Origin of the sequence: Lelliottia sp. (assembly GCF_045627565.1) — a bacterium.
Classification (GTDB): Bacteria; Pseudomonadota; Gammaproteobacteria; order Enterobacterales; family Enterobacteriaceae; genus Enterobacter.
In genome coordinates, this window is the sequence record NZ_JAZQNX010000014.1 from 15,111 (window position 1) to 37,410 (window position 22,300).

Consider the following 22,300-nt stretch of genomic DNA (forward strand, 5'->3'; position numbering starts at 1 on the left):
CTTACTGATTACCTAAAGAGCGCTTGCTGTACCAGGCAGAATCGCGTAAAACTGTCAGCCGCTCAATGGCCACGAAAATAGAACACTATGCTTCAGGACAACCCGCTGCTAGCGCAGCTTAAACAGCAACTGCATTCCCAGACGCCGCGTGCAGAAGGGGTCGTAAAAGCCACGGAAAAAGGCTTTGGCTTCCTGGAAGTCGACGCGCAGAAAAGCTACTTCATCCCGCCTCCGCAGATGAAGAAAGTGATGCACGGCGATCGTGTGACGGCGGTTATTCACACTCAAAAGGATCGTGAAACTGCCGAGCCAGAAGAACTTATCGAGCCTTTCCTGACCCGCTTTGTTGGGAAGGTCCACAAAAAAGACGACCGTCTTTCTATTGTTCCAGATCATCCCCTGCTGAAAGATGCGATTCCTTGCCGTGCAGATCGCAACTGCGAGCACGATTTCAAAGAAGGCGACTGGGCCGTTGCCCAGATGCGTCGCCATCCCCTGAAAGGTGATCGCGGTTTCTATGCCGATCTGACCCATTTTATTACCTACAGCGACGACCATTTCGTCCCGTGGTGGGTGACGCTTGCGCGTCATAACCTGGAAAAAGAAGCGCCAAACGGCGTGGCGACCGAAATGCTGGACGAAGGTCTCGAGCGTCGCGATCTGACGGCACAGAACTTTGTCACCATCGACAGCGCCAGCACGCAGGATATGGATGATGCGCTGTATGTCGAAGAAGGCGCTGACGGCAAACTGCATTTGACCGTGGCGATTGCCGATCCGACCGCCTGGATTGCAGAAGGCAGCAAGCTCGACGATTCGGCGAAAGTCCGTGCGTTTACGAACTATCTGCCGGGCTTTAACATCCCAATGCTGCCTCGTGAGCTGTCTGACGATCTCTGCTCGCTTCGTCCGAATCAGGTTCGCCCGGTTCTCGCCTGCCGTATGACCATCGCAGTAGATGGCACGATTGAAGATGACATCGAATTTTTCGCTGCCACTATCGAATCTAAAGCCAAACTGGCCTACGACGATGTTTCTAATTGGCTGGAAGGGGCAGGCAATTGGAAACCAGAGAGCGAAGCTGTTGCACAGCAAATCACGCTGCTGCAACGCGTGTGTATGAGTCGTGGCGAATGGCGTAAAACTCATGCGCTGGTCTTCAAGGATCGCCCTGATTATCGCTTCGTTCTGGGCGAAAAAGGGGAAGTACTGGACATCGTTGCCGAACCGCGCCGCATCGCCAACCGCATTGTGGAAGAGTCGATGATTGCTGCCAACATTTGTGCGGCGCGTGTTCTGCGCGACAAATTAGGCTTTGGCATCTACAACGTGCATACCGGTTTTGACCCAGCCAACACCGAAGCGCTGGCTGCCCTGCTCAAAACGCACGATGTCCACGTCGATCCGCAGGAAGTGCTGACTCTGGAAGGATTCTGCAAACTTCGTCGTGAACTTGACGCGCAACCGTCAGGTTTCCTCGACAGCCGCATTCGTCGCTTCCAGTCGTATGCTGAAATCAGCACCGAACCGGGCCCGCACTTTGGTTTAGGCCTTGAAGCGTACGCGACATGGACTTCCCCAATCCGTAAATACGGCGACATGGTTAACCATCGTCTGCTGAAAGCGATTGTGAAAGGCGAAACCATTGCGCGTCCGCAGGATGAAGCCACTGTACAGATGGCTGAGCGCCGCCGCCTGAACCGCATGGCTGAACGTGATGTCGGCGACTGGCTGTATGCGCGCTTCCTGAGTGATAAAGCCGGTACTGATACCCGTTTTGCAGCGGAGATTATTGATATCAGCCGTGGCGGTATGCGTGTCCGCCTGGTGGATAATGGTGCTGTTGCCTTTATTCCTGCGCCTTTCCTGCATGCGGTCCGCGATGAACTGGTGTGTAGCCAGGAAAACGGTTCTGTGCAGATCAAAGGTGAAACGGTTTACAAGGTCACAGATGTGATTGATGTGAACATTGCGGAAGTCCGTATGGAAACCCGCAGCATTATCGCGCGCCCTGTCGTCTGATAACGTTTAAATGTCGGCTGTTTCCTTTCTGGAATAGCCGACATTTTTATTTCCCCCTAAATTCCGCACGCATCACTCTTTGTTAATATTTTCCTCTCGAACCCCGCAAAACTATCACTATTATCTACAGTAAAAGAAAACCGTCGTCTTACGTGAAGGGAATTTTTACCCACTTATATCCTTTTTAGCGTTTCTCGTTTTATTATAAGAATTCAGGGAAAAACAATAAGTTCACTTCGGTTATGCCGCTGCATTACTACGGAAAAGTCGCATGCAGATGCATAATTTTGCGCTATTAAGCAGGTACTGGAGAAAGCATGATTGACGATATGGAGCAAAATTTGCTGTTTCGTTACATAGGCACCCACAGTCCCTGGTGGCGGTTGGCAGCGGACAGCAATGCTCTGCATCTGGCCGCAAGCGAAAATGCTGATATCACGCAAGTGGTCGCCCTGAGTGATGAGCAAGCCGACATTGTTCGTCAGTTGACGGTAATCACCTCCAGCGTCACTATGACCCTTTCTTTGTATGGTGTTGATGTCCCGCTCCATCTCGTGGGCCGCAAAATCAATAAAAAAGAGTGGGCAGGCACCGCTTCAGCGTGGAATGACACCCCTTCTGTCGCGCGCGATCTGGTACAAAGCTTGTCCTTCGCCGAACAGGTGGTATCCGAAGCGAACTCCGTCATTGTTATCCTGGATCAGCACGGTAATATTCAGCGTTTCAATCGTTTGAGTGAAGAATATACGGGCCTGAAAGAACAGGAAGTCATCGGACAAAACGTTTTTAAACTGTTCATGAGCCGCAGTGAAGCGGCCGCCTCTAAGCGCAACATCTCGGGTTTTTTCCGTAACGGCAGTTCGTATGAAGTGGAGCGCTGGATTAAAACGCGCAAAGGCCAGCGGTTATTTCTGTTCAGAAATAAATTCGTACACAGCGGTAGCGGTAAAAATGAAATCTTCCTTATCTGCTCGGGCACCGATATCACAGAAGAGCGTCGGGCACAGGAGCGACTCCGGGTACTGGCCAATACAGACACCATTACAGGCCTGCCAAACCGTAATGCGATCCACGAATTAATCAGCGACAGCATTTCTCAGCGCGGTGAAACTCAAGTTGGGGTGGTGTATCTCGACCTCGATAATTTTAAGAAGGTAAACGATGCCTACGGGCATATGTTTGGCGACCAACTGCTGCAGTCCGTCGCATTAGCCATTTTAAGCTGTCTGGATGAAGGCCAGGTGCTGGCTCGTCTGGGAGGCGATGAATTTATCGTTCTGGCTACCGACACGTCACAGAGCACGCTAGAGGCGATGGCATCGCGTATCCTGACGCGTTTGCGTCAGCCTTTCCGCATCGGTCTTATCGAGATTTATACCGGTTGTTCGCTTGGGATCTCCCTTGCGCCACAGCACGGTACGGATCGAGAAAGTATTATTCGTAATGCGGATACCGCGATGTATACGGCCAAAGAAGGTGGCCGCGGCAAGTTCTGCGTATTCTCGCCGGAAATGAACCAGCGTGTTTTCGAATATCTGTGGCTGGACACCAACCTGCGTAAAGCGCTGGATAAGGATCAGCTCTTAATTCACTATCAGCCCAAAATAACGTGGCGTGGCGAAGTCAGAAGCCTGGAAGCGCTGGTTCGCTGGCAGTCGCCGGAACGCGGCTTGATTCCGCCCCTTGAGTTTATCTCTTATGCCGAAGAATCCGGGCTGATTGTGCCCCTTGGCCGCTGGGTCATGCTGGACGTGGTGCGCCAGGTCGCGAAGTGGCGTGACAAAGGTATCAACCTGCGCGTCGCCGTTAACGTTTCAGCGCGTCAACTCGCCGACCAGACTATTTTCAGTGATTTAAAACAGGCGCTGAAAGATCTCAATTTTGAATATTGCCCGATCGATGTCGAACTGACGGAAAGCTGTTTGATTGAAAATGAAGAGCTAGCGCTGTCGGTTATTCAGCAATTCAGTCAGCTTGGGGCGCAGATCCATCTGGATGATTTCGGCACCGGTTACTCCTCTTTATCCCAGCTGGCCCGCTTCCCTATTGACGCAATTAAGCTCGATCAGGTGTTTGTGCGTGATATTCACAAACAGTCCATCTCCCAGTCTTTGGTGCGAGCGATTGTGGCCGTTGCTCAGGCGTTGAATTTGCAGGTCATTGCGGAAGGCGTAGAGAGCGCGAAAGAAGACGCCTTTCTGACCAAGAACGGCGTCAACGAACGGCAAGGTTTTCTGTTTGCAAAGCCGATGCCCGCTGCCGCATTCGAGCGGTGGTTTAAGCGCTATCAGGCTAAAAAATTGCGCTAACTGGCTTTACGAACCCCGACAGCATTGTGGCGATTTTGCAGCATAACCAGGCGCTCCATATAGGCAATATCTTTTGGCTCCAGACAAAAAGCCGCATCGACCCAGTCTTCGGTGATGTCCATCAGTTCACTGCGCGGCAGTTGCATAACCCGCTGCCGCGCACGCAGCATCGCCCTGACGCCATTGAGTTTGGGCTGTAAAGTATCGATAAACGTGCGGGTCGACACGTAGCCGTGTCCCGGCTCGAAAAGTACATCCACAAGCCCATATTGCTCATGCCACTCCGCGGTGTGTGATTCCCCTTTGTAGATAAGCTCCTCGGCCAGCTTCATCCCTGCGCGCCGCGCAACCAGCGAGTATCCTCCCATGCCGGGGAAGAGGTTAAACGCGATTTCCGGAAAACCTAACCGGGCGTCACGCTGCGCCAGCACAAAATGGTGCGCCAGCGCGGCTTCAAATCCGCCGCCGAGTGCGCTGCCCTCAACCATTGCCAGCGTGATGGCGCCCGTATCAAAGCCTCGTGACGCCGCATGGACGCAGTCGACACAGGCGCGGGCGTAAGCACGTAACGCTTCACGTCGGCCATTCTGGATACATTCCACGAAGAAACGGAGATCGCCTCCGGTATTGTACATATCGGGGACAAGCGAGCCTGTCACCCAAAAGTCCACAGCATAGCCAGATTGCCTGACCAGCCATGACATATTCATAATTTCTTCAATTAACGCATGATTAAAACAGGGACGTGGCTGGGCGCGGAGCAACATCCATAGAGTGCGTCTTTCTTCCTCGTAATATCCCGCGAGTTGTGTGAAACGTTCAGGGTCGGTGAAGAGTTTACAGGTTGCTTGATTGATGACTGTCATAGTCTAAATCCTCATATAAAAAAGCGCGTTGCGCGCAGTTTTAGACTAATCCAGTGCCCATCGCCTCTGTATGCTGCGGGATAAATTTATCACTTTCATTTATGTAATTTGGTTAGCGCATTTTTTCCCTTCTCTTTTGTTAGCAATTTCTGCATCATTGAAATTATTCACTTTTCGCTTGATGGGGAACTTCATGTCTGAGATTGACGCACAGAAAGTGGCGCAACGCATTGATACGGTGCTGGATATCCTGGTAGCCGGCGATTATCACTCTGCCATTCGTAATCTTGAGATTTTAAAATCCGAATTACTGGATCACACCCGCGCGGGAAATACCGCTGATTCAGCTCAGCCGAAGGCTCCGTGGGAAGTGTAACGCCCCCTCATTTTAATAAGATTTATTTTTAACCAGCGGCGCAGGCCGTCTTAATATGGATGCTATGAATTCCCGACAACAACTTATTCTGCAGATGGTGATCGACAAAGGACGCATGAGTGTCGTCGAGCTCGCTAAAACGACCGGTGTTTCTGAAGTGACCATCCGCCAGGATCTCAACTTGCTGGAAAAGCAGAGCTATCTGCGACGTGCCCACGGTTATGCTGTCCCGCTCGACAGTGAAGATGTCGAAACCCGTATGATGAACAACTTCGCGCTTAAGCGTGAGTTGGCTGAGTTTGCAGCGTCGCTGGTCAATAATGGTGAGACCGTATTCATTGAGAATGGCAGCAGCAACGCCCTTTTGGCGCGCACACTTGCGGAACAAAAAGACGTCACCATTATTACGGTGAGCAGCTATATCGCCCATCTTCTGAAAGAGACACCGTGTGAGGTGATTCTGCTGGGCGGTATTTACCAGAAGAAAAGCGAAAGCATGGTTGGGCCCCTGACTCGTCAGTATGTTCAGCAAGTTCACTTCAGCAAAGCGTTTATTGGCATCGATGGCTGGCAGGCTGAAACGGGGTTTACCGGGCGCGATATGATGCGTTCTGATGTTGTAAACGCTGTGCTCGAAAAAGGCTGTGAAGCCATTGTGTTGACCGACAGCTCCAAGTTTGGTGCCGTACACCCTTACACGATGGGTCCCGTATCACGCTTTAGCCGTGTGATTACGGATGAACGTCTGAGTGAGGCACACCGCGAGCAATTACTCAACGCCGGCCTGACTGTCGATATTGTTAATAAAACTGCCTAACCCCCTGTACAACGCCCGTATAAGCGGGCGCCCCTTCTTCTGAGACAATTCCGAGCAATTCTTTAAGACTATTTACCTGTTGTTTAAAGGCTAAAAACTTAAAATTAATATTAGCGATATAACAGGAAGTGACTATCACCTGCGTGATTTTGTAACCACCTGCGCGACAAGGTTTCATGGAAAAAGATTCATAAGTATTCATATTGTCTATACTTAACAGACTTATTTCCGTGAATCGATTATTCAGGAGAAAGTATCATGATCTTAACAAGCAAAAAATTAACAGCAGCAGTTTTGGCAGTCACACTCGCAATGTCCCTGAGCGCATGTTCTAACTGGTCTAAACGCGACCGAAACACGGCGATCGGTGCAGGTGCTGGTGCCCTCGGCGGTGCAGTGTTAACTGACGGCAGCACACTTGGAACATTAGGTGGTGCAGCTGTGGGTGGTATTATCGGCCACCAGGTGGGTAAATAATCTCTTATATTGCCGTTGCAATATTATTGGATTATTTCAGCGTGAAGTTGTTGGACTGACGCACATACAAAAAGCCACGGCATCTGCCGTGGCTTATTATTTATCCGCCCGCGAGTTTGACTTTCATCCCTTTCGCTTCTAGCAGCGACTTAATTAAATCGCGATTATCTCCCTGGATTTCAATCACGCCGTCTTTGACTGCGCCCCCGCAGCCACATTTTTTCTTAAGTTCGGCTGCGAGCTTAGCAAGCGTAGCGTCATCCGCGTCGATACCTGTAATTAAACAGACGCCTTTGCCTTTCCGGCCGCTGGTTTGACGCTGGATACGAACGATGCCGTCGCCTTTAGGACGTTGAACAACCGTTTTGGGTTCATCAATTCGACCGCTGTCGGTCGAGTAAACCAGACGACTATTAGAATCACTCATCCTGTCACCTTGCCCAGTGAAGCGTTAATCGCTTTTAAGGTTAGCGCAGGGTCGGCAGATTGCGTGACCGGCCGGCCAATAACCATGTAATCAACGCCTGCCGCCTGAGCCTCTTCAGGGGTCATAATACGCCGTTGATCGCCCGCGTCACTGCCCTGCGGTCGAATCCCTGGCGTGACCAGTTTGAAGTTGTGACCCAGGGCAGATTTAAAGCGCACGGCTTCCTGCGCGGAACAAACCACTCCATCAAGCCCACAATTTTGCGTGAGACGCGCAAGTCGCTCGGCGTGCTCAGCAGGTGACAACGTCACACCTAAATCAAGCAGATCGCTTGCTTCCATGCTAGTCAACACAGTCACAGCAATAAGCAACGGCGCATCTTTTCCAAAAGGAATGAGTGCTTCGCGAGCCGCTGTCATCATGCGCGCCCCACCTGACGCATGCACGTTGACCATCCACACACCCAGGTCTGCCGCGGCAGCAACCGCATGCGCAGTGGTATTCGGGATATCGTGGAATTTGAGGTCGAGAAAGACGTCGAAACCGCGTTGCTGCAGATCGCGAACAATTTGCGGGCCGAACAGCGTGAACATTTCTTTGCCCACTTTCAGACGGCAGTCTCGCGGGTCAATAAGATCGACAAAGGCAAGTGCGTTATCGCGATTGTTATAGTCGAGTGCGACAACAACGGGAGATTCGGTAACTATGCGGGAAGAAGAGGATGCAACAGACGTCATGACCAGCCCTTTTCGTCTATGGGCGCCGCAGTTGGCGCGGGATAGATAAACGGCGAGCATTCTACCTGCCTGCACCGCAAATGAACAGAATCGTTTTCTTTTCCTGCGAGACAACCAATCGCACGATGCTGACAGCATAAAATTAGGCTTCAATAGTATGTTGTAACTAAAATGAGGTGTTTTAAAAAAAATCACTGCCCATCCAGACCGCGGATTGGCTTAATGGTTGACCACGCGCGACATGAAGGACAATGCCAGTAAAGCGTATACGCGGTAAATCCACACTTCTGGCAACGGTAGCGCGGCTTACTGCGCACTTGCTCACCCACCATATCGCGCAGCACCATCAGGCTCTCTTTCGCACGCCCTTCTTCCGCATCGTTAAGATGGTAATCCATCAGTTTGTGGAAGACACGCATGGTCGGGTGGCGCTGTAACTGGCGGGTAATGTAGATCTGCGCGGTGTCGCTGCCTTCGTGTTGCTCGACCACGTCTGCCAGCATTAACTCTGCCATTGCGCCGGTGTTTTCTTCCACGCAGCGACGCAAGAAGGCAACCCATTCATTCGGTTTGTCGAGTTGTTGATAGCACGTTTGCAACATTTCAAGCGTTTCACTGACCAGTTCTTTGTCCTGATCGATGACGCGTAACAGGCATTCAACCGCTTTGGCAAACTCGCCCTTCGCCATAAACACGCGCCCCATCATGATGGAGATTCGCGCACTGTTACGATCGGCAGAGGCTCCCTTTTTCAGCAATGTCATGGCTTTTTCCATGTCATCGCTGGCCATCTGCTGCAAGGCAAGTTCACAGTAGAAATGCGCAATCTCGACACGCTGCTTATCTTTGCCCAGTTTTACCAGGCGCTCGGCGGTGTCGATGGCTTTTTGCCAGTCGCTGGTTGACTGATAGATTTGCAGGAGTTGCTGCAGAGCGCTGACGCGAAATTCTGTTTCATCGACCAGTTGGCTAAACATATCTTCAGCACGGTCATAAAGACCCGCAGCCATATAGTCACGGCCTAACTGCTGAACAGCTAACAAACGCTGATCGTAGGTCAGAGAAGCGCTTTCCATGAGCGTCTGGTGAATGCGGATGGCACGGTCAACTTCGCCACGCGAGCGGAACAGGTTTCCGAGGGTGAGATGAGCCTCAACGGTTCCAGTGTCCTCTTTAAGCATGTCGAGGAACAGGTCTACCGCTTTATCCTGTTGGTTACTCAGAAGGAAGTTTACCCCCGCGACATAATCACGGGACAGCCGGTTAGCCTCATCCTGCTTTGTTTGTTGCGCACTTCTGCGGCCCATATACCAGCCATAGGCTGCGGCGACAGGCAAAAGCAGAAACAACAACTCCAGCATATTCGATTATTCCTTCGCGACTGGCATACCAGAATTCACTGAAACGTCGGTTGCAGGCGCAATTTGATTTTCAAGACGTTTAATTTTGCGTTCAGCGCGCGCAAGAGAAACACGAATTTTAAGCCAGAAGAGACCACAAACTAACCAGCCAATAGCAAACCCGGCGGCGAATAAAACAGCAAGTAAGCTCGATACGCGATACTCGCCCTGTGCCAGCAGATAATTAAAAGAAACCAGCTGATCGTTTTGCGCGCCCAATGTGACCGAAATGACAAAAATCGCCAATACCAGTAAGAAAATGAGTAAATATTTCACATTACTTCCCGTTATGTGGTTTAAGCGAATAAAGAATGTTCAATTCACCGCAATCAGCCTTATAAACTATCATTTTAGCCGCGAGCGTGGAATGGGAAAAGTTGTATGTCCTGTCTGGATTTGTGGGCAAAACGTCGATTTTCAACCCTGAGGGTCATCCTGCTGACGTTCTGCGATCTCTTTGTTCTCTTCCGGAGGCGGCATCAGAGGCCCACAAAGCCGCTGGGCAATCCAGGTTGCCAACGTCACCAACAGCCAGGAGATGAGCGTTGCCACCACCAGATCGCGGGGCCAGTGCATCCCAAGAAGCAGACGGCTGCCCATGACGGCCGTGGCCCATACGAGCAAAATAGCGATCGTTACGGTACGCCGACGTGGCCACAATAATCCGACCGCCAGTAAAGCCCAACTGGCTGCAAACATCGTATGGCCCGACGGAAACGCAAATCCGGTCTCTTTTTGCCAATGGTGACGTAAGAATTTCGGAATATCCCGCTCCTCGGCCAGCTGTTCTTTAACCAGATGCCCCCGATCTTTACGCTTTAAATTGTAGAAGGTCTCTACCGGAACATGATGCGATTCTTCAAGCCACACGACGAAAGGACGCGGCTCCTGCACCCGGTCTTTTACCCACGACTTTATGCCCTGCCCGGCGACAATCGCCACGCCGAGAACCACAAAGAGCATAATGGCCGGGCGCAAACGAAAGCGCAGACACCACAGGAACCATGCGCATAGCACAGCGTGGGTAATGATTCCCCAGGGCTGAGTGACCGTCTCGGTTATCCAGTACAGTGCTTTCAGCCAACGCTCATGGTTTCCCGGGGTCCAGCTCCAGCCTGATATCCAGACGGCAACGGGCATAATAAGTAAGATAGCGGCGCCAGCAGCCGTGCGGCGAGCAATTGAAAGCATGATGTCTCCTTTTTCGCTAAGCTCAACAATCATAACTGAAATTAATGCATTGCGGGAAAATGTCGGATTGTGCGTTTAACGCGCGGACAGTATGCCCTCAACTAGGTGAACACTGACAGCTTGTGGCAAAATAGCAGGATACGAAAGCCGAAGGGCGAAAGGCACGAAACGTGTCAGCATTCTCTGGAGAATCACATGCAGCTTAAACGCGTGGCAGAAGCCAATCTGCCGACCCCATGGGGCGATTTCCTGATGGTGGGTTTTGAAGAAGTGGCAACCGGGCAGGATCATGTCGCGTTAGTCTTTGGCGATATTTCAGGACAAATACCGGTACTGGCTCGCGTCCATTCAGAATGCCTGACGGGCGATGCCCTGTTCAGCCTGCGCTGTGATTGTGGCTTCCAGCTAGAAGCAGCGCTTTCTCAAATTGCAGAAGAAGGTCGCGGCATCCTGCTTTATCATCGCCAGGAAGGCCGTAACATTGGTCTGCTGAATAAGATTCGCGCCTACGCGCTACAGGATCAAGGTTACGATACCGTTGAGGCTAACCATCAACTCGGTTTCGCCGCTGATGAACGTGATTTCACGCTGTGTGCTGATATGTTCAAACTCCTGGGCGTCGATGAAGTTCGTCTGCTGACGAACAACCCGCGCAAAGTGGAAATTCTGACTGAAGCGGGGATCAATATTGTTGAGCGTGTGTCGCTGATTGTCGGACGTAATCCAAAAAACGAACACTATCTTGATACTAAAGCCGCAAAGATGGGCCATTTGCTTAGCGAATGATTTATGTTGCCCGGCAGCGCGAAAACTGCCGGGCAAAGATGCTATTAATTCAGCATATTACGAATCACATAGTGCAATATGCCGTCATTCTGGTAATACGTTAGCTCCGTTGCAGTATCAATACGGCAACGGCATTCCAGCATTTCCGTTTGACCATCAGCCCGCGTGAGTTGCACCTGAACGGTTGCTCCCGGCTTCACATTTTTCAGATCGCTGATATCAATTCGCTCTTCCCCGGTCAGGCCCAGCGTTTTACGTGTGACGCCCTGCGGGAACTCGAGCGGCAAAATCCCCATCCCAATGAGATTTGAGCGGTGAATTCGCTCGAACGATTCGGCAATGACGACGCGCACGCCCAGCAAACGAGGTCCTTTCGCTGCCCAGTCTCGGCTTGAGCCAGACCCGTACTCTTTACCCGCAATCACGGCTAAAGGCGTGCCTTCCTGCTGGTATTTCATCGCGGCATCGTAAATAGCAACGACATCGTTGCCCGGTAAATGGCGCGTCATGCCCCCTTCAATACCGGGGACCATTTCGTTGCGAATACGGATGTTGGCGAAGGTCCCACGCATCATGATTTCGTGGTTGCCGCGACGGGAGCCATAGGAGTTAAAATCGCGACGCTCAACGCCGCGTCCCTGGAGATAGCGCCCTGCCGGACTGTCCGCCTTGATGCTACCCGCCGGAGAAATATGGTCAGTCGTCACGGAATCTCCCAGCATGGCGAGGATCCGTGCGCCGTGAATATCGACCAGCGGTTTTGGTTCAGCTTCCATATCGTCAAAGAACGGTGATAAGCGGATGTACGTCGAATCGTTCTGCCAGCCGTAAGTGTCAGACCGCTCCACTTCGATGGTTTTCCATTCCGGCGTGCCCTCAAACACCTCCGCGTATTCTTTGCGGAACATATCCGTAGAGACCTGCTCGACCGCGCGCGCAATTTCCTGAGCTGACGGCCAGATATCCTTCAGATAGACCGGATCGCCTTTGCGATCGTGTCCAAGAGGATCGGTCGCCAGATTGATGTTCATATTCCCCGCCAGGGCGTAAGCCACAACCAGCGGCGGCGACGCAAGCCAGTTGGTTTTCACCAGCGGATGGATGCGGCCTTCAAAGTTTCGGTTTCCTGAAAGCACAGCGCCCACCGTCAGATCGCCCTGCTTAATGGCCTGCTCAATAGGATCGGGAAGCGGGCCTGAGTTGCCGATGCAGGTTGTACAGCCGTATCCCACCAGGTTAAAGCCCAGTTCATCCAGATAAGGCGTAAGCCTGGCCTGAGCGAGATAATCTGAAACCACTTTTGAACCGGGCGCTAATGATGCTTTTACCCACGGCTGACGCTTCAGTCCCAGCGTAACCGCTTTTTTCGCCAGCAGCCCTGCCGCCATTAACACACTTGGGTTGGACGTGTTGGTACAGGACGTGATGGCCGCAATGACCACGGCACCGTCAGGAAGCTGATACTGATGCCCGTTCATAACATAGTTGACGGGGTTACGATCTTTTTGCGCCGTATTGAGTTCCAGCTCGGTACTGGCCGCAAAGGCTTTTGGCACATCATTCAGCGAGACGCGATCCTGCGGACGTTTTGGGCCTGCAAGACTGGCTTCGACTTCATCCATGTCCAGTTCCAGCGTGCTGGTAAATACTGGCTCATCGCCCGGGTTACGCCACATTCCCTGCGCTTTAGCATACGCTTCGACCAGCGCGACCTGTTCATCGCTGCGCCCACTCAGACGCATGTATTCCAGAGTCACATCATCGATCGGGAAAAAGCCGCATGTTGCGCCATATTCCGGTGCCATGTTGGCGATTGTCGCGCGATCGGCGAGGGGCAATGAATCAAGACCATCGCCGTAGAATTCAACAAACTTGCCCACAACACCGTGCTTGCGCAGCATTTGGGTGACTGTGAGTACCAGATCGGTGGCGGTGATCCCTTCACGCAGTTTGCCTAACAGTTTAAATCCCACCACATCCGGGATCAGCATTGAAACTGGCTGGCCCAGCATCGCCGCTTCCGCTTCGATACCGCCTACGCCCCAGCCCAACACACCCAGCCCGTTGATCATCGTAGTGTGGGAGTCAGTTCCTACCAGCGTATCCGGATAGGCGATCCACTCTTTATCCTGGAGTTCGCTCCAGACCGCTTTGCCAAGATATTCCAGGTTGACCTGATGACAAATCCCGGTGCCCGGCGGCACTACGCTGAAGCGGCTAAATGCCTGCTGGCCCCATTTCAAAAAGACATAGCGCTCGTGGTTACGCTCCATCTCCAGGCGGACGTTTTCTTCAAAGGCGTCATCATCACCAAAATGATCTACCGTCACCGAATGGTCGATAACGAGATCGACGGGAGAAAGCGGATTAACTTTGGCAGTGTCTCCGCCCAGACGTTTGACGGCTTCGCGCATGGCGGCTAAATCAACGACAGCCGGCACGCCGGTGAAGTCTTGCATCAGTACTCTGGCCGGGCGGTAGGCAATTTCACGATCGGCATGGGCGGCGTTGAGCCACCCCGCCAGCGCCTGAATGTCATCGGCGGTGACAGAGTCTTCATCCTGCCAACGTAAGAGGTTTTCCAGTAAGACTTTCAGTGACTTGGGTAATCGCGAAATGTCACCAAGTGTTTTGGCGGCCAGCGGCAAGCTGTAGTAATGATAGGTCTTGTTCTCGGCTTGCAACGTGTCCTTACAGGCTTCGCGTAGGGTGAACGACATAAGCTCCTCCTTAATTACAGGGATACCCCGACAATCATCGGGGCCGTAATTAAAGATAACACAAAGATGTCGTAACGTTTTGATAACAACCCAAATTGACAAATTGGGTTGTGGGTCAGCATTGAGATAAAACAAAAAACCTCGCCGCAGCGAGGTTTTAGATTTAGTTTAGGGCCAGCCAGATAAGCTGACACCAGAACAGAGTGGAGACGGTAAACGCGCCCATCCACGACCAGTATTTAACGTTTTGTAGAGTATTCATCATCTGACACCAGATATTCTATTTATTTGCTCGGTCGGGGTATAACCCGATTATTTATTACTGATGTGTATTTATTAAATAGTACAAAAGTGCACGAGGCATTGCCTGAATGTACCCGGTTAACCCGGTATCAATTATTGTTTCTTTGGTTCGTCTTCTGCGAACGTATCAATAAAAGCTTGCTGCTGAGCAGAAAGCTTCCAGGAGTCTGGAACGCTGGTTGAAGGCTCTTTACGCGCGGTAGGATTACTGTCACCTGGTTGACACAGTTTTTTCACCGGTTCGATACGCATTTGAGTTGCCATATTCATCCCCAATATTTCCAGACCAGTAACGCCACCACCACCCAGAACAGGGTGGAGCCAAGAAACACCGCCAGCCAGGCTTTACGCTTAAACGCGGAATCCCTCTGCGGATCTTCACTTCCTGACGGCATTGCTAACCTCATACAATCGATTTCACTTATCATTTTGATACCAAACAATCGGTACAACTAATCATGAGTTGAGATAAATCCTAAAGAAACTTTAGTCGAAAAGCTAGTGAATTTACGAACGTTTTCCAGGGAATTAGTTAATCTTTTGACCAGAAATAAATAATTGAAACGAGGAATTTGCGAAGTGGGAATTTAGTTTCTACTTTTGTCGCAATTTCGCGACAGTTTTTACAATAAACCGGTAATGTTTATCCGGTTATATGTTCAGGGAGATGGAGATGATGATAATTCTAATTTAGCTTTAGGGCATTATTTCGGTATCTTCCCGGGTGGGAAGATACCGGATGTCATTATTTTTCCGGGAGCTTAATATCCTGGAACATCGCTTCAATATCTTCATTTGAACGCAACGCGACGGCGGTATCGACAACATCACGCGTTAAATGTGGCGCAAAGCGTTGAATGAAATCGTACATATAACTTCTCAGGAATGTACTGCGGCGGAAGCCAATTTTAGTCGTGCTGTGGCTAAAGACATCGTGTGCATCCAGACGAACCAGGTCGGGATCTGAGACCGGGTCTACCGCCATGCTGGCAATCACCCCAACACCGAGGCCGAGACGCACATACGTTTTAATCACGTCAGCATCTGTGGCGGTGAAAACAATACGCGGCGTTAAGCCCGCACGATTAAAAGCTGTATCAAGCTCTGAGCGTCCGGTGAAACCAAAGGTGTAGGTGACCAACGGATACTGCGCCAGCTCTTCAATCGTTACCGATCCCTTTCCTGCCAGCGGATGATCCGGCGTCACCACTATCGAACGATTCCAGTGATAGCACGGCAGCATCACCAGATCGTCATAGAGGTGAAGCGCCTCAGTCGCGATAGCAAAATCAGCGTTACCTTTAGAAACCGCTTCGGCAATTTGCGTAGGAGAACCCTGATGCATATGTAGTGACACGCGGGGATAGCGTTCGATAAAGCCTTTAATCACACCCGGCAATGCATAGCGCGCTTGCGTGTGGGTCGTGGCGATATAAAGAGACCCTTTATCAGGCCAGGTATGTTCGCCAGCGACAGATTTAATCGCATCAACTTTTGACAGCACTTCCCGGGCGATACGAATGATTTCCTGACCCGCAGGCGTCACCTGCGTCAAATGCTTACCGCTGCGGGCAAAAATCTGAATGCCCAACTCATCTTCCAGCATGCGGACCTGCTTACTGATGCCGGGTTGAGAGGTATAGAGACCTTCTGCAGTCGAAGAAACGTTAAGGTTGTGATTGACCACCTCAACGATATAACGAAGCTGTTGTAGTTTCATGCCAGACCATCCGATTTAGCGTACACGGGCAATCGCTTAATACGATTTAATAATAAGAAAGGTGTTAACTATAACCACTATATCATTTATAGCCTGACTGTATAGTACGGAACAAAAATTAATAAGCGTGCAATAAAAAAGGGCCGGAATCCCGGCCCTTCAAAGGTAAGTTGAGGTTATGAAAGATTATTTCTTACCTTCAACCCACTTTCCGTCAATAAAGAATGCGGACCATCCGGTCGCTTTACCCTCTTTCTCAGCAGACACATATTGCTGCTTCGTTTTACGGCTAAAGCGGACAACGGTTTTATTCCCTTCCGGATCCTGCTGTGGCGCGTCGGCCAAATAACGCAGTTTTTCCGGTAAACGATCGCGAAAACGATACAACTCTTCCACCAGCGGCGCACGGGTTTCGCGCGATTTAGGGAAGGTGTTCGCAGCAAGGAAGACCCCTGCAGCACCGTCACGCAGAACAAAATAGGCATCAGACTTTTCACACGGCAATTCAGGCAGCGGGACCGGATCTTCCTTCGGAGGAGCCACTTCACCATTACGCAGGATCTTACGCGTGTTTTTACATTCTTCGTTGGTACAGGCCATGTACTTCCCGAAACGCCCCATTCTCAGGTGCATTTCAGAACCACACTTCTCGCACTCCACGATAGGGCCGTCATAGCCTTTGATGCGGAACTCGCCCTCTTCGATCTCATACCCGTCACACGTTGGGTTATTACCGCAGACATGCAATTTACGCTTCGGATCGATCAGATAGCTGTCCATCGCCGTGCCGCATTTCTGGCAACGACGCTTCGCGCGCAGCGCATTGGTTTCGGCGTCATCACCTTCCAGAACGTTGAGAACTTCATTCTCTGGCACCAGGTTAATGGTGGTTTTGCAACGCTCTTTCGGCGGTAACGCATAACCGGAACAACCGAGGAACACGCCCGTCGTCGCGGTACGAATACCCATCTGACGGCTGCAGGTTGGGCAGTCGATGCTGGTCAGCACCATCTGGTTAGGCTGCATGCCGCCTTCTTCCGGATCTTTCTCGGCTTTTGCCAACTGCTCGGTAAAATCACTGAAGAAACTATCCAGTACATTTTTCCATTCAGCCTGATGGTTCGCCACCTGATCCAGACGGTCTTCCATCTGCGCGGTGAAATCGTAATTCATCAGCTCGCGGAAATTATCTTCCAGACGGTCTGTGACAATCTCACCCATTTTTTCAGCATAAAAACGACGGTTTTCAGCGCGGACGTAACCACGATCCTGAATGGTCGAGATGATCGACGCATAGGTCGACGGGCGACCAATACCGCGTTTTTCGAGCTCTTTAACCAACGAGGCTTCACTAAAACGTGCAGGCGGCTTGGTAAAGTGCTGAGCAGGAATAAGTTCAGTCAACGAAAGCTCATCGCCTTTGTTTACCGGTGGCAAAATACGATCTTCATCGCCTTTGCGCAGCGCAGGCATTACTTTCGTCCAGCCGTCGAAGCGCAAGATGCGACCACGAGCTTTAAGACGGAAATCGCCAGCGCCGACGGTCAGCGTGGTAGAATCATATTTCGCAGGATTCATCTGACAGGCAACAAACTGGCGCCAGATCAGCTGATAAAGTTTTTGTGCGTCGGTTTCCATATCTTTCAGGGATTCGGAAACAACGGACACATCAGAAGGACGAATTGCTTCGTGCGCTTCCTGAGAATTTTCTTTGCTTGCGTACTGGTTCGCACTTTCCGGCAAATATTTCTTACCGAAGTTTTCACCGATGTAGTCACGCACCATGGTGACGGCATCCTGGCTCAGATTCGTCGAGTCAGTACGCATATAGGTGATGTAGCCCGCTTCATACAAACGCTGCGCCATCATCATGGTTTTCTTCACACCAAAGCCCAGACGTGTACTGGCCGCCTGCTGCAAAGTGGAGGTGATGAATGGTGCGCCAGGTTTGCTGCTGGTCGGTTTATCTTCACGCTCAACGACCTGATAACGCGCCTTTTCCAGTTGCGCAACCGCAGCCATGGTATGGTCGCGATTAACAGGACGGAAAGCTTTGTCATTTTCGTGAGTGACTTGCAACGGCAGCGCATCACCGGCAGGCGTAGTGACGTTCGCATCAATTTCCCAGAACTCTTCGGGTACAAACGCTTTAATTTCGCGTTCACGTTCGACAACTAAACGCACCGCAACAGATTGTACGCGGCCTGCGGAAAGTCCACGGGCGATCTTTTTCCACAGCAGTGGTGAGACCATATAACCCACAACGCGGTCCATAAAACGACGCGCCTGCTGGGCATTTACACGGTCAATGTTCAGTTCGCCCGGCTTTTCAAACGCCTGACGAATCGCATTCTTGGTTATCTCGTTAAAGACAACACGGCTGTAACGTGTTTCATCACCACCAATGATTTCCCGCAGGTGCCATGCAATGGCTTCCCCTTCGCGGTCAAGGTCGGTTGCGAGATAAATGTGGTCAGCTTTTTCTGCGAGCTGCTTCAGCTCATTGACGACTTTTTCTTTGCCTGGAAGCACTTCGTATTGTGCTTCCCACTCGTGCCATGGATCGACACCCATACGGTTGACGAGCGCACTACGTTCATCCTTTTTAGGCTTTTTAGCCCCTTTGGTGGAGGTAGAGTCTGCGCTCTTTTTACTGGCTGAGCCACTGGTCGGCAAATCGCGGACATGACCAACGCTGGACTTAACCACATAGTCATTGCCCAGATACTTATTGATCGTTTTGGCTTTTGCCGGGGACTCAACGATGACGAGAGCTTTACCCATATTCACCTTTACCTAATTTAATTCTTCCAGGAATACGCCGCACGTTGATTCCCCTTCCACTGGCGACGTGCTTTTTATATTGCATCGTTACCAGGGGATATCAACCCTATTTCTTACCAGACGCCGAAATTTGAACATCCAGGTGATTGAGATATCGGGCATTTTTACTTACATCAAAATGACTATGCGACGGACTTTCGGTCGAATGTCAAGCAATTCTGTTGCCAGATTGACGAAAGCGCACACTGTACCTGATAAAATCTGTTACGCAACTTTATTAGCATGCAAAAACAAATCACGCCAGCTTTGCCCCTGCGCTGTAGCCCCTCGATTTACAGGGAAAATTTGCCCATGGAGAGTGTCCGGCGTAGACTAAAGCCACTTTTTAAGGAGTGGAATATGCAGCAAAATAGCCAACCCATCGATCGTGAAACTTTGCTTGTAGAAGCGAACAAACTGATTCGTGACCACGAAGATACCCTGGCGGGAATTGAAGCCACCGGCGTTGAGCAACGTAATGGTGTGCTGGTGTTCAGCGGTGAATACTTTCTTGATGAGCAAGGTTTGCCCACCCCCAAGAGCACGGCAGTATTCAACATGTTCAAATACCTGGCCCATGCGCTCTCAGAGAAATATCACCTGATCGATTAAACGTAAAACGCGAGGCAAATGCCTCGCGTTTCTTTTTAACGTCGTTTACAGCAGCGGCTTTTGCCCGCGCTGCAACCAGCGCAACAGAAGACGATCCGCGCTATCGGCGGCACTGTTCGTAAAGCGATCCAACAGTCGTTTACGCCGAGTGAATCGCACGCCAACCAGTTCGCGCCCGTCCATTAAACTCAGTAGCAAATCGTCGCTCGTGCCGACCTCGTCCACCAGTCCTTTTTCCTGCGCCTGGATGCCGTACCAGTGTTCACCTGTCGCCACCTGATTAATATCCAGCGAAGGACGCATGCGATGCACAAAATCTTTGAACAGATGATGGGTTTCATTGAGGTCTTCACGAAACTTCTGACGACCCTCTTCGGTATTTTCACCGAGCAACGTCAGCGTCCTTTTGTACTGCCCGGCAGTGTGCAGTTCAATGTCGATCTCTTTATTTTTCAAGAAGCGATTGAAGTTAGGGATCTGCGCGACCACGCCTATTGACCCCAGGATGGCAAAGGGAGCCGCCACGATTTTGTCGGCCACGCAGGCCATCATATATCCGCCGCTCGCCGCCACTTTGTCTACCGCTACCGTTAACGGAATCTGCTTATCACGCAAACGTTGTAACTGCGACGCAGCCAGACCGTAACCGTGAACCACGCCACCCGGGCTTTCTAACCGCAGAACGACTTGATCCTGCGGTTTGGCCACGGCCAAAACCGCGGTCACTTCTTCGCGCAATGATGACACTTCATGCGCATCCATACTGCCTTTAAAATCCAGAACATAAACGCGTGGTTTGGTGACTTCCTGTTGCGCCTGTTTAGCGTTCGCTTTTGCCGCTTTAGCTTCCAGCTTGTGCTTTTTCTTTTGCGCTTTATGCCACATCTTTTGCTGATGACCATCCAGCAAAGCGACCGACATGTCTTCCTGCATCTCCTTATACTGCTCACTTAAGCGGGTAATACGTAACTCGCCGCGCTGACGCTTACGCTGCGTCAGATTCACGAGCAGGACCGCAATGGCGATAATCGCGATGACGACCGTTGCGATTTTAGCCAGAAACAAACCATATTCAGAAAGTAATTCCACGTGTTCCACCTTGATTTAACCACGAATCTTTCCCGACCAGTGTACAACAGCCATCGTCAGGCGTCTCGCTCGCAACAATGCCCGTGCGAGCAGCTTTCAGTAATAGGCGTTGATGGTAGAAATAGTTGCAAATTGTTAATTTCGAAGCGTTCTCTCCTGTAGACTGATTGAAATCATGCGCCGTTTCGGGCATAAAACCGAAAAGCGAACAAAAAGCAGGCGCAGACGATGTGTTCAGCGCCGCAGGAGTCACCGTGCACTATCAACCGAAAAAAGATTTACTGCAAAACCGCATCATCCTTGTCACGGGCGCCAGCGACGGTATAGGTCGCGAAGCCGTGCTGACCTACGCCCGATACGGCGCCAGCGTAGTGCTGCTGGGCCGAAACGAAGACAAATTACGTAGCGTGGCTGACGAAATTGCCGAAATCAGCGGCACGCCGCCTCACTGGTACATCCTGGATTTGTTGTCCTGCACGCAAGAGTCATGCCGCGAGTTAGCCCAGCACATTGCCCGTGATTATCCGTGTCTTGACGGGGTGTTGCACAATGCCGGTTTACTCGGTGAAGTTCGTCCCATGGATGAGCAAAACGCCGAAATCTGGCAACAGGTTATGCAGGTGAATATCAACGGTACATTTTTCCTGACTCAGGCCCTTCTTCCTTTATTACTGAAGTCTGATTCCGGGTCTCTGGTCTTTACATCATCGAGCGTGGGCCGCCAGGGCCGCGCAAATTGGGGCGCGTATGCGGTATCGAAGTTTGCCACCGAAGGTATGATGCAGGTCCTTGCGGAGGAATATCAAAGCCGACATTTGCGCGTCAACTGCATTAATCCGGGTGGTACGCGTACTAAAATGCGCGCCAGCGCCTTCCCTTCAGAAGACCCACAAAAGCTCAAAACGCCGGCGGATATTATGCCGCTTTATCTGTGGTTGATGGGCGATGACAGTCGTCGTAAAACCGGAATGACCTTTGATGCCCAGCCGGGCCGTAAGCCAGGAATTTCTCAATGAGTGAAGATCGCCACCAGCAACGCCAGCAACGACTGAAAGAACAGGTTGACGCCCGCGTCGCTGCAGCCCAGGACGAGCGCGGTATCGTCATCGTGTTTACCGGAAATGGAAAAGGGAAAACGACAGCGGCTTTTGGGACCGCCACGCGCGCCGTCGGTCACGGCCAGAAAGTGGGTGTGGTGCAGTTCATTAAAGGTGAATGGCCCAACGGCGAGCGCAATCTGCTTGAGCCTCACGGCGTGGAATTTCAGGTCATGGCGACCGGGTTTACCTGGGACACGCAAAACCGCGAAAGCGATACTACAGCCTGTCTTGCCGTGTGGAAGCACGCAAAACGGATGCTTGCCGATCCGCAGCTCGATATGGTGTTGCTCGATGAGATCACCTACATGGTGGCCTACGATTATCTGTCACTGGAAGAGGTATTGACTGCACTGAAAAACCGCCCCTCACACCAGACGGTCATCGTAACGGGACGCGGATGCCACCGGGAGATTCTGGACTATGCGGATACGGTCAGTGAGCTTCGCCCTGTTAAACACGCTTTTGACGCGGGTATAAAAGCGCAGGTTGGGATCGACTACTAGATAAGAAAAAACCCGGCGATGC

General features: G+C 51.3%; 22 protein-coding genes. 9 read left to right on the forward strand and 13 right to left on the reverse strand.

Annotation, left to right across the window (positions count from 1 at the left end; all coding sequences use genetic code 11):
- The first annotated feature begins 87 nt into the window (after positions 1-87).
- Complete coding sequence (locus tag ACKI5T_RS09325; protein WP_407437140.1) at positions 88-2,022, forward strand: exoribonuclease II; 1,935 nt, start codon at positions 88-90, stop codon at positions 2,020-2,022.
- A 317-nt stretch (positions 2,023-2,339) separates the two neighbouring features.
- Positions 2,340-4,331: a cyclic di-GMP phosphodiesterase gene (pdeR, locus tag ACKI5T_RS09330; protein ID WP_407437141.1), complete on the forward strand. Its 1,992-nt coding sequence runs from the start codon at positions 2,340-2,342 to the stop codon at positions 4,329-4,331.
- Here pdeR and ACKI5T_RS09335 read toward each other — a convergent pair.
- Positions 4,328-5,197, reverse strand: a complete 870-nt coding sequence (locus ACKI5T_RS09335) for a crotonase/enoyl-CoA hydratase family protein (protein ID WP_235133368.1) — start codon at positions 5,195-5,197, stop codon at positions 4,328-4,330. The genes pdeR and ACKI5T_RS09335 overlap by 4 nt on opposite strands.
- Before the next feature lie 193 nt (positions 5,198-5,390).
- Here ACKI5T_RS09335 and ACKI5T_RS09340 point away from each other — a divergent pair, with 193 nt between their 5' ends.
- From ACKI5T_RS09340 to osmB, 3 genes are all read left to right on the forward strand, one after another.
- Complete coding sequence (locus ACKI5T_RS09340; protein WP_407437142.1) at positions 5,391-5,573, forward strand: hypothetical protein; 183 nt, start codon at positions 5,391-5,393, stop codon at positions 5,571-5,573.
- Positions 5,574-5,637: 64 nt separating this feature from the next.
- The gene (locus ACKI5T_RS09345; protein WP_407437143.1) at positions 5,638-6,390 is read left to right on the forward strand and encodes a DNA-binding transcriptional regulator YciT; all 753 of its coding nucleotides are present in this window, start codon (positions 5,638-5,640) and stop codon (positions 6,388-6,390) included.
- Positions 6,391-6,648: 258 nt separating this feature from the next.
- Positions 6,649-6,867 carry an osmotically-inducible lipoprotein OsmB gene (osmB, locus tag ACKI5T_RS09350; protein WP_061709010.1) on the forward strand — a complete coding sequence of 73 codons (219 nt, stop codon included), beginning with the start codon at positions 6,649-6,651 and terminating at the stop codon, positions 6,865-6,867.
- Between the two features lie 100 nt (positions 6,868-6,967).
- On the opposite strand, the gene yciH is transcribed toward osmB, so the two are convergent.
- The 5 genes from yciH to pgpB all read right to left on the reverse strand — a co-directional run bounded on the left by yciH (position 6,968) and on the right by pgpB (position 10,622).
- Complete coding sequence (gene yciH / locus ACKI5T_RS09355; RefSeq protein WP_012017576.1) at positions 6,968-7,294, reverse strand: stress response translation initiation inhibitor YciH; 327 nt, start codon at positions 7,292-7,294, stop codon at positions 6,968-6,970.
- Positions 7,291-8,031: an orotidine-5'-phosphate decarboxylase gene (gene pyrF / locus ACKI5T_RS09360; RefSeq protein ID WP_407437144.1), complete on the reverse strand. Its 741-nt coding sequence runs from the start codon at positions 8,029-8,031 to the stop codon at positions 7,291-7,293. Before pyrF ends, yciH begins: the two co-directional genes overlap by 4 nt.
- 191 nt (positions 8,032-8,222) lie before the next feature.
- Positions 8,223-9,392: a lipopolysaccharide assembly protein LapB gene (gene lapB, locus ACKI5T_RS09365; RefSeq protein ID WP_407437145.1), complete on the reverse strand. Its 1,170-nt coding sequence runs from the start codon at positions 9,390-9,392 to the stop codon at positions 8,223-8,225.
- A 6-nt stretch (positions 9,393-9,398) separates the two neighbouring features.
- The gene (locus ACKI5T_RS09370; RefSeq protein WP_407437146.1) at positions 9,399-9,707 is read right to left on the reverse strand and encodes a LapA family protein; all 309 of its coding nucleotides are present in this window, start codon (positions 9,705-9,707) and stop codon (positions 9,399-9,401) included.
- Positions 9,708-9,848: 141 nt separating this feature from the next.
- The gene (gene pgpB, locus ACKI5T_RS09375) at positions 9,849-10,622 is read right to left on the reverse strand and encodes a phosphatidylglycerophosphatase B (protein WP_407437147.1); all 774 of its coding nucleotides are present in this window, start codon (positions 10,620-10,622) and stop codon (positions 9,849-9,851) included.
- Positions 10,623-10,817: 195 nt separating this feature from the next.
- Between pgpB and ribA the strand changes: the two genes are divergently transcribed.
- Positions 10,818-11,408, forward strand: a complete 591-nt coding sequence (gene ribA, locus ACKI5T_RS09380) for a GTP cyclohydrolase II (RefSeq protein WP_407437148.1) — start codon at positions 10,818-10,820, stop codon at positions 11,406-11,408.
- A 44-nt stretch (positions 11,409-11,452) separates the two neighbouring features.
- Here the strand turns inward: ribA and acnA are convergent, their stop codons facing one another.
- From acnA to topA, 6 genes are all read right to left on the reverse strand, one after another.
- Positions 11,453-14,128 carry an aconitate hydratase AcnA gene (gene acnA, locus ACKI5T_RS09385; RefSeq protein ID WP_407437149.1) on the reverse strand — a complete coding sequence of 892 codons (2,676 nt, stop codon included), beginning with the start codon at positions 14,126-14,128 and terminating at the stop codon, positions 11,453-11,455.
- Positions 14,129-14,291: 163 nt separating this feature from the next.
- Positions 14,292-14,390 (reverse strand): small membrane protein YmiC, encoded by a 99-nt coding sequence (ymiC, locus tag ACKI5T_RS09390; RefSeq protein WP_327063311.1) that lies wholly within the window; start codon positions 14,388-14,390, stop codon positions 14,292-14,294.
- 134 nt (positions 14,391-14,524) lie between these two features.
- Complete coding sequence (locus ACKI5T_RS09395; protein WP_407437184.1) at positions 14,525-14,701, reverse strand: hypothetical protein; 177 nt, start codon at positions 14,699-14,701, stop codon at positions 14,525-14,527.
- Positions 14,698-14,838, reverse strand: coding sequence for a YmiA family putative membrane protein (locus ACKI5T_RS09400; protein ID WP_407437150.1), 141 nt, complete (start codon positions 14,836-14,838; stop codon positions 14,698-14,700). The genes ACKI5T_RS09395 and ACKI5T_RS09400 overlap by 4 nt, the downstream gene beginning before the upstream one ends.
- Before the next feature lie 338 nt (positions 14,839-15,176).
- Complete coding sequence (cysB, locus tag ACKI5T_RS09405; protein WP_012017585.1) at positions 15,177-16,151, reverse strand: HTH-type transcriptional regulator CysB; 975 nt, start codon at positions 16,149-16,151, stop codon at positions 15,177-15,179.
- 186 nt (positions 16,152-16,337) lie between these two features.
- Positions 16,338-18,935, reverse strand: a complete 2,598-nt coding sequence (topA, locus tag ACKI5T_RS09410) for a type I DNA topoisomerase (protein WP_407437151.1) — start codon at positions 18,933-18,935, stop codon at positions 16,338-16,340.
- A gap of 399 nt (positions 18,936-19,334) precedes the next feature.
- On the opposite strand from topA, the gene ACKI5T_RS09415 reads away from it, so the two are divergent.
- A complete protein-coding gene (locus ACKI5T_RS09415; protein ID WP_059179122.1) occupies positions 19,335-19,586 on the forward strand; it encodes a YciN family protein in 252 nt (83 codons plus the stop codon).
- A gap of 45 nt (positions 19,587-19,631) precedes the next feature.
- Here the strand turns inward: ACKI5T_RS09415 and sohB are convergent, their stop codons facing one another.
- Positions 19,632-20,675: a protease SohB gene (gene sohB / locus ACKI5T_RS09420; RefSeq protein WP_407437152.1), complete on the reverse strand. Its 1,044-nt coding sequence runs from the start codon at positions 20,673-20,675 to the stop codon at positions 19,632-19,634.
- Positions 20,676-20,929: 254 nt separating this feature from the next.
- On the opposite strand from sohB, the gene ACKI5T_RS09425 reads away from it, so the two are divergent.
- Both ACKI5T_RS09425 and cobO read left to right on the forward strand, forming a co-directional pair.
- Positions 20,930-21,691, forward strand: coding sequence for a YciK family oxidoreductase (locus ACKI5T_RS09425; protein ID WP_407437153.1), 762 nt, complete (start codon positions 20,930-20,932; stop codon positions 21,689-21,691).
- On the forward strand, positions 21,688-22,278 hold the full coding sequence (cobO, locus tag ACKI5T_RS09430; protein ID WP_407437154.1) for a cob(I)yrinic acid a,c-diamide adenosyltransferase: 591 nt from the start codon (positions 21,688-21,690) through the stop codon (positions 22,276-22,278). Before ACKI5T_RS09425 ends, cobO begins: the two co-directional genes overlap by 4 nt.
- Positions 22,279-22,300 lie beyond the last annotated feature (22 nt).

Excerpts from the sequence above, each read along its gene's own strand:
- acnA (WP_407437149.1), bottom strand. The coding sequence starts at position 14,128 with ATGTCGTTCACCCTACGCGAAGCCTGTAAGGACACGTTGCAAGCCGAG.
- cobO (WP_407437154.1), top strand. The coding sequence starts at position 21,688 with ATGAGTGAAGATCGCCACCAGCAACGCCAGCAACGACTGAAAGAACAG.
- osmB (WP_061709010.1), top strand. The coding sequence starts at position 6,649 with ATGATCTTAACAAGCAAAAAATTAACAGCAGCAGTTTTGGCAGTCACA.
- ymiC (WP_327063311.1), bottom strand. The coding sequence starts at position 14,390 with ATGAATACTCTACAAAACGTTAAATACTGGTCGTGGATGGGCGCGTTT.
- ACKI5T_RS09415 (WP_059179122.1), top strand. The coding sequence starts at position 19,335 with ATGCAGCAAAATAGCCAACCCATCGATCGTGAAACTTTGCTTGTAGAA.
- yciH (WP_012017576.1), bottom strand. The coding sequence starts at position 7,294 with ATGAGTGATTCTAATAGTCGTCTGGTTTACTCGACCGACAGCGGTCGA.
- pdeR (WP_407437141.1), top strand. The coding sequence starts at position 2,340 with ATGATTGACGATATGGAGCAAAATTTGCTGTTTCGTTACATAGGCACC.
- ribA (WP_407437148.1), top strand. The coding sequence starts at position 10,818 with ATGCAGCTTAAACGCGTGGCAGAAGCCAATCTGCCGACCCCATGGGGC.
- pyrF (WP_407437144.1), bottom strand. The coding sequence starts at position 8,031 with ATGACGTCTGTTGCATCCTCTTCTTCCCGCATAGTTACCGAATCTCCC.
- ACKI5T_RS09335 (WP_235133368.1), bottom strand. The coding sequence starts at position 5,197 with ATGACAGTCATCAATCAAGCAACCTGTAAACTCTTCACCGACCCTGAA.
- ACKI5T_RS09395 (WP_407437184.1), bottom strand. The coding sequence starts at position 14,701 with ATGAATATGGCAACTCAAATGCGTATCGAACCGGTGAAAAAACTGTGT.
- pgpB (WP_407437147.1), bottom strand. The coding sequence starts at position 10,622 with ATGCTTTCAATTGCTCGCCGCACGGCTGCTGGCGCCGCTATCTTACTT.
- ACKI5T_RS09340 (WP_407437142.1), top strand. The coding sequence starts at position 5,391 with ATGTCTGAGATTGACGCACAGAAAGTGGCGCAACGCATTGATACGGTG.
- lapB (WP_407437145.1), bottom strand. The coding sequence starts at position 9,392 with ATGCTGGAGTTGTTGTTTCTGCTTTTGCCTGTCGCCGCAGCCTATGGC.
- ACKI5T_RS09400 (WP_407437150.1), bottom strand. The coding sequence starts at position 14,838 with ATGAGGTTAGCAATGCCGTCAGGAAGTGAAGATCCGCAGAGGGATTCC.
- cysB (WP_012017585.1), bottom strand. The coding sequence starts at position 16,151 with ATGAAACTACAACAGCTTCGTTATATCGTTGAGGTGGTCAATCACAAC.
- ACKI5T_RS09325 (WP_407437140.1), top strand. The coding sequence starts at position 88 with ATGCTTCAGGACAACCCGCTGCTAGCGCAGCTTAAACAGCAACTGCAT.
- ACKI5T_RS09345 (WP_407437143.1), top strand. The coding sequence starts at position 5,638 with ATGAATTCCCGACAACAACTTATTCTGCAGATGGTGATCGACAAAGGA.
- topA (WP_407437151.1), bottom strand. The coding sequence starts at position 18,935 with ATGGGTAAAGCTCTCGTCATCGTTGAGTCCCCGGCAAAAGCCAAAACG.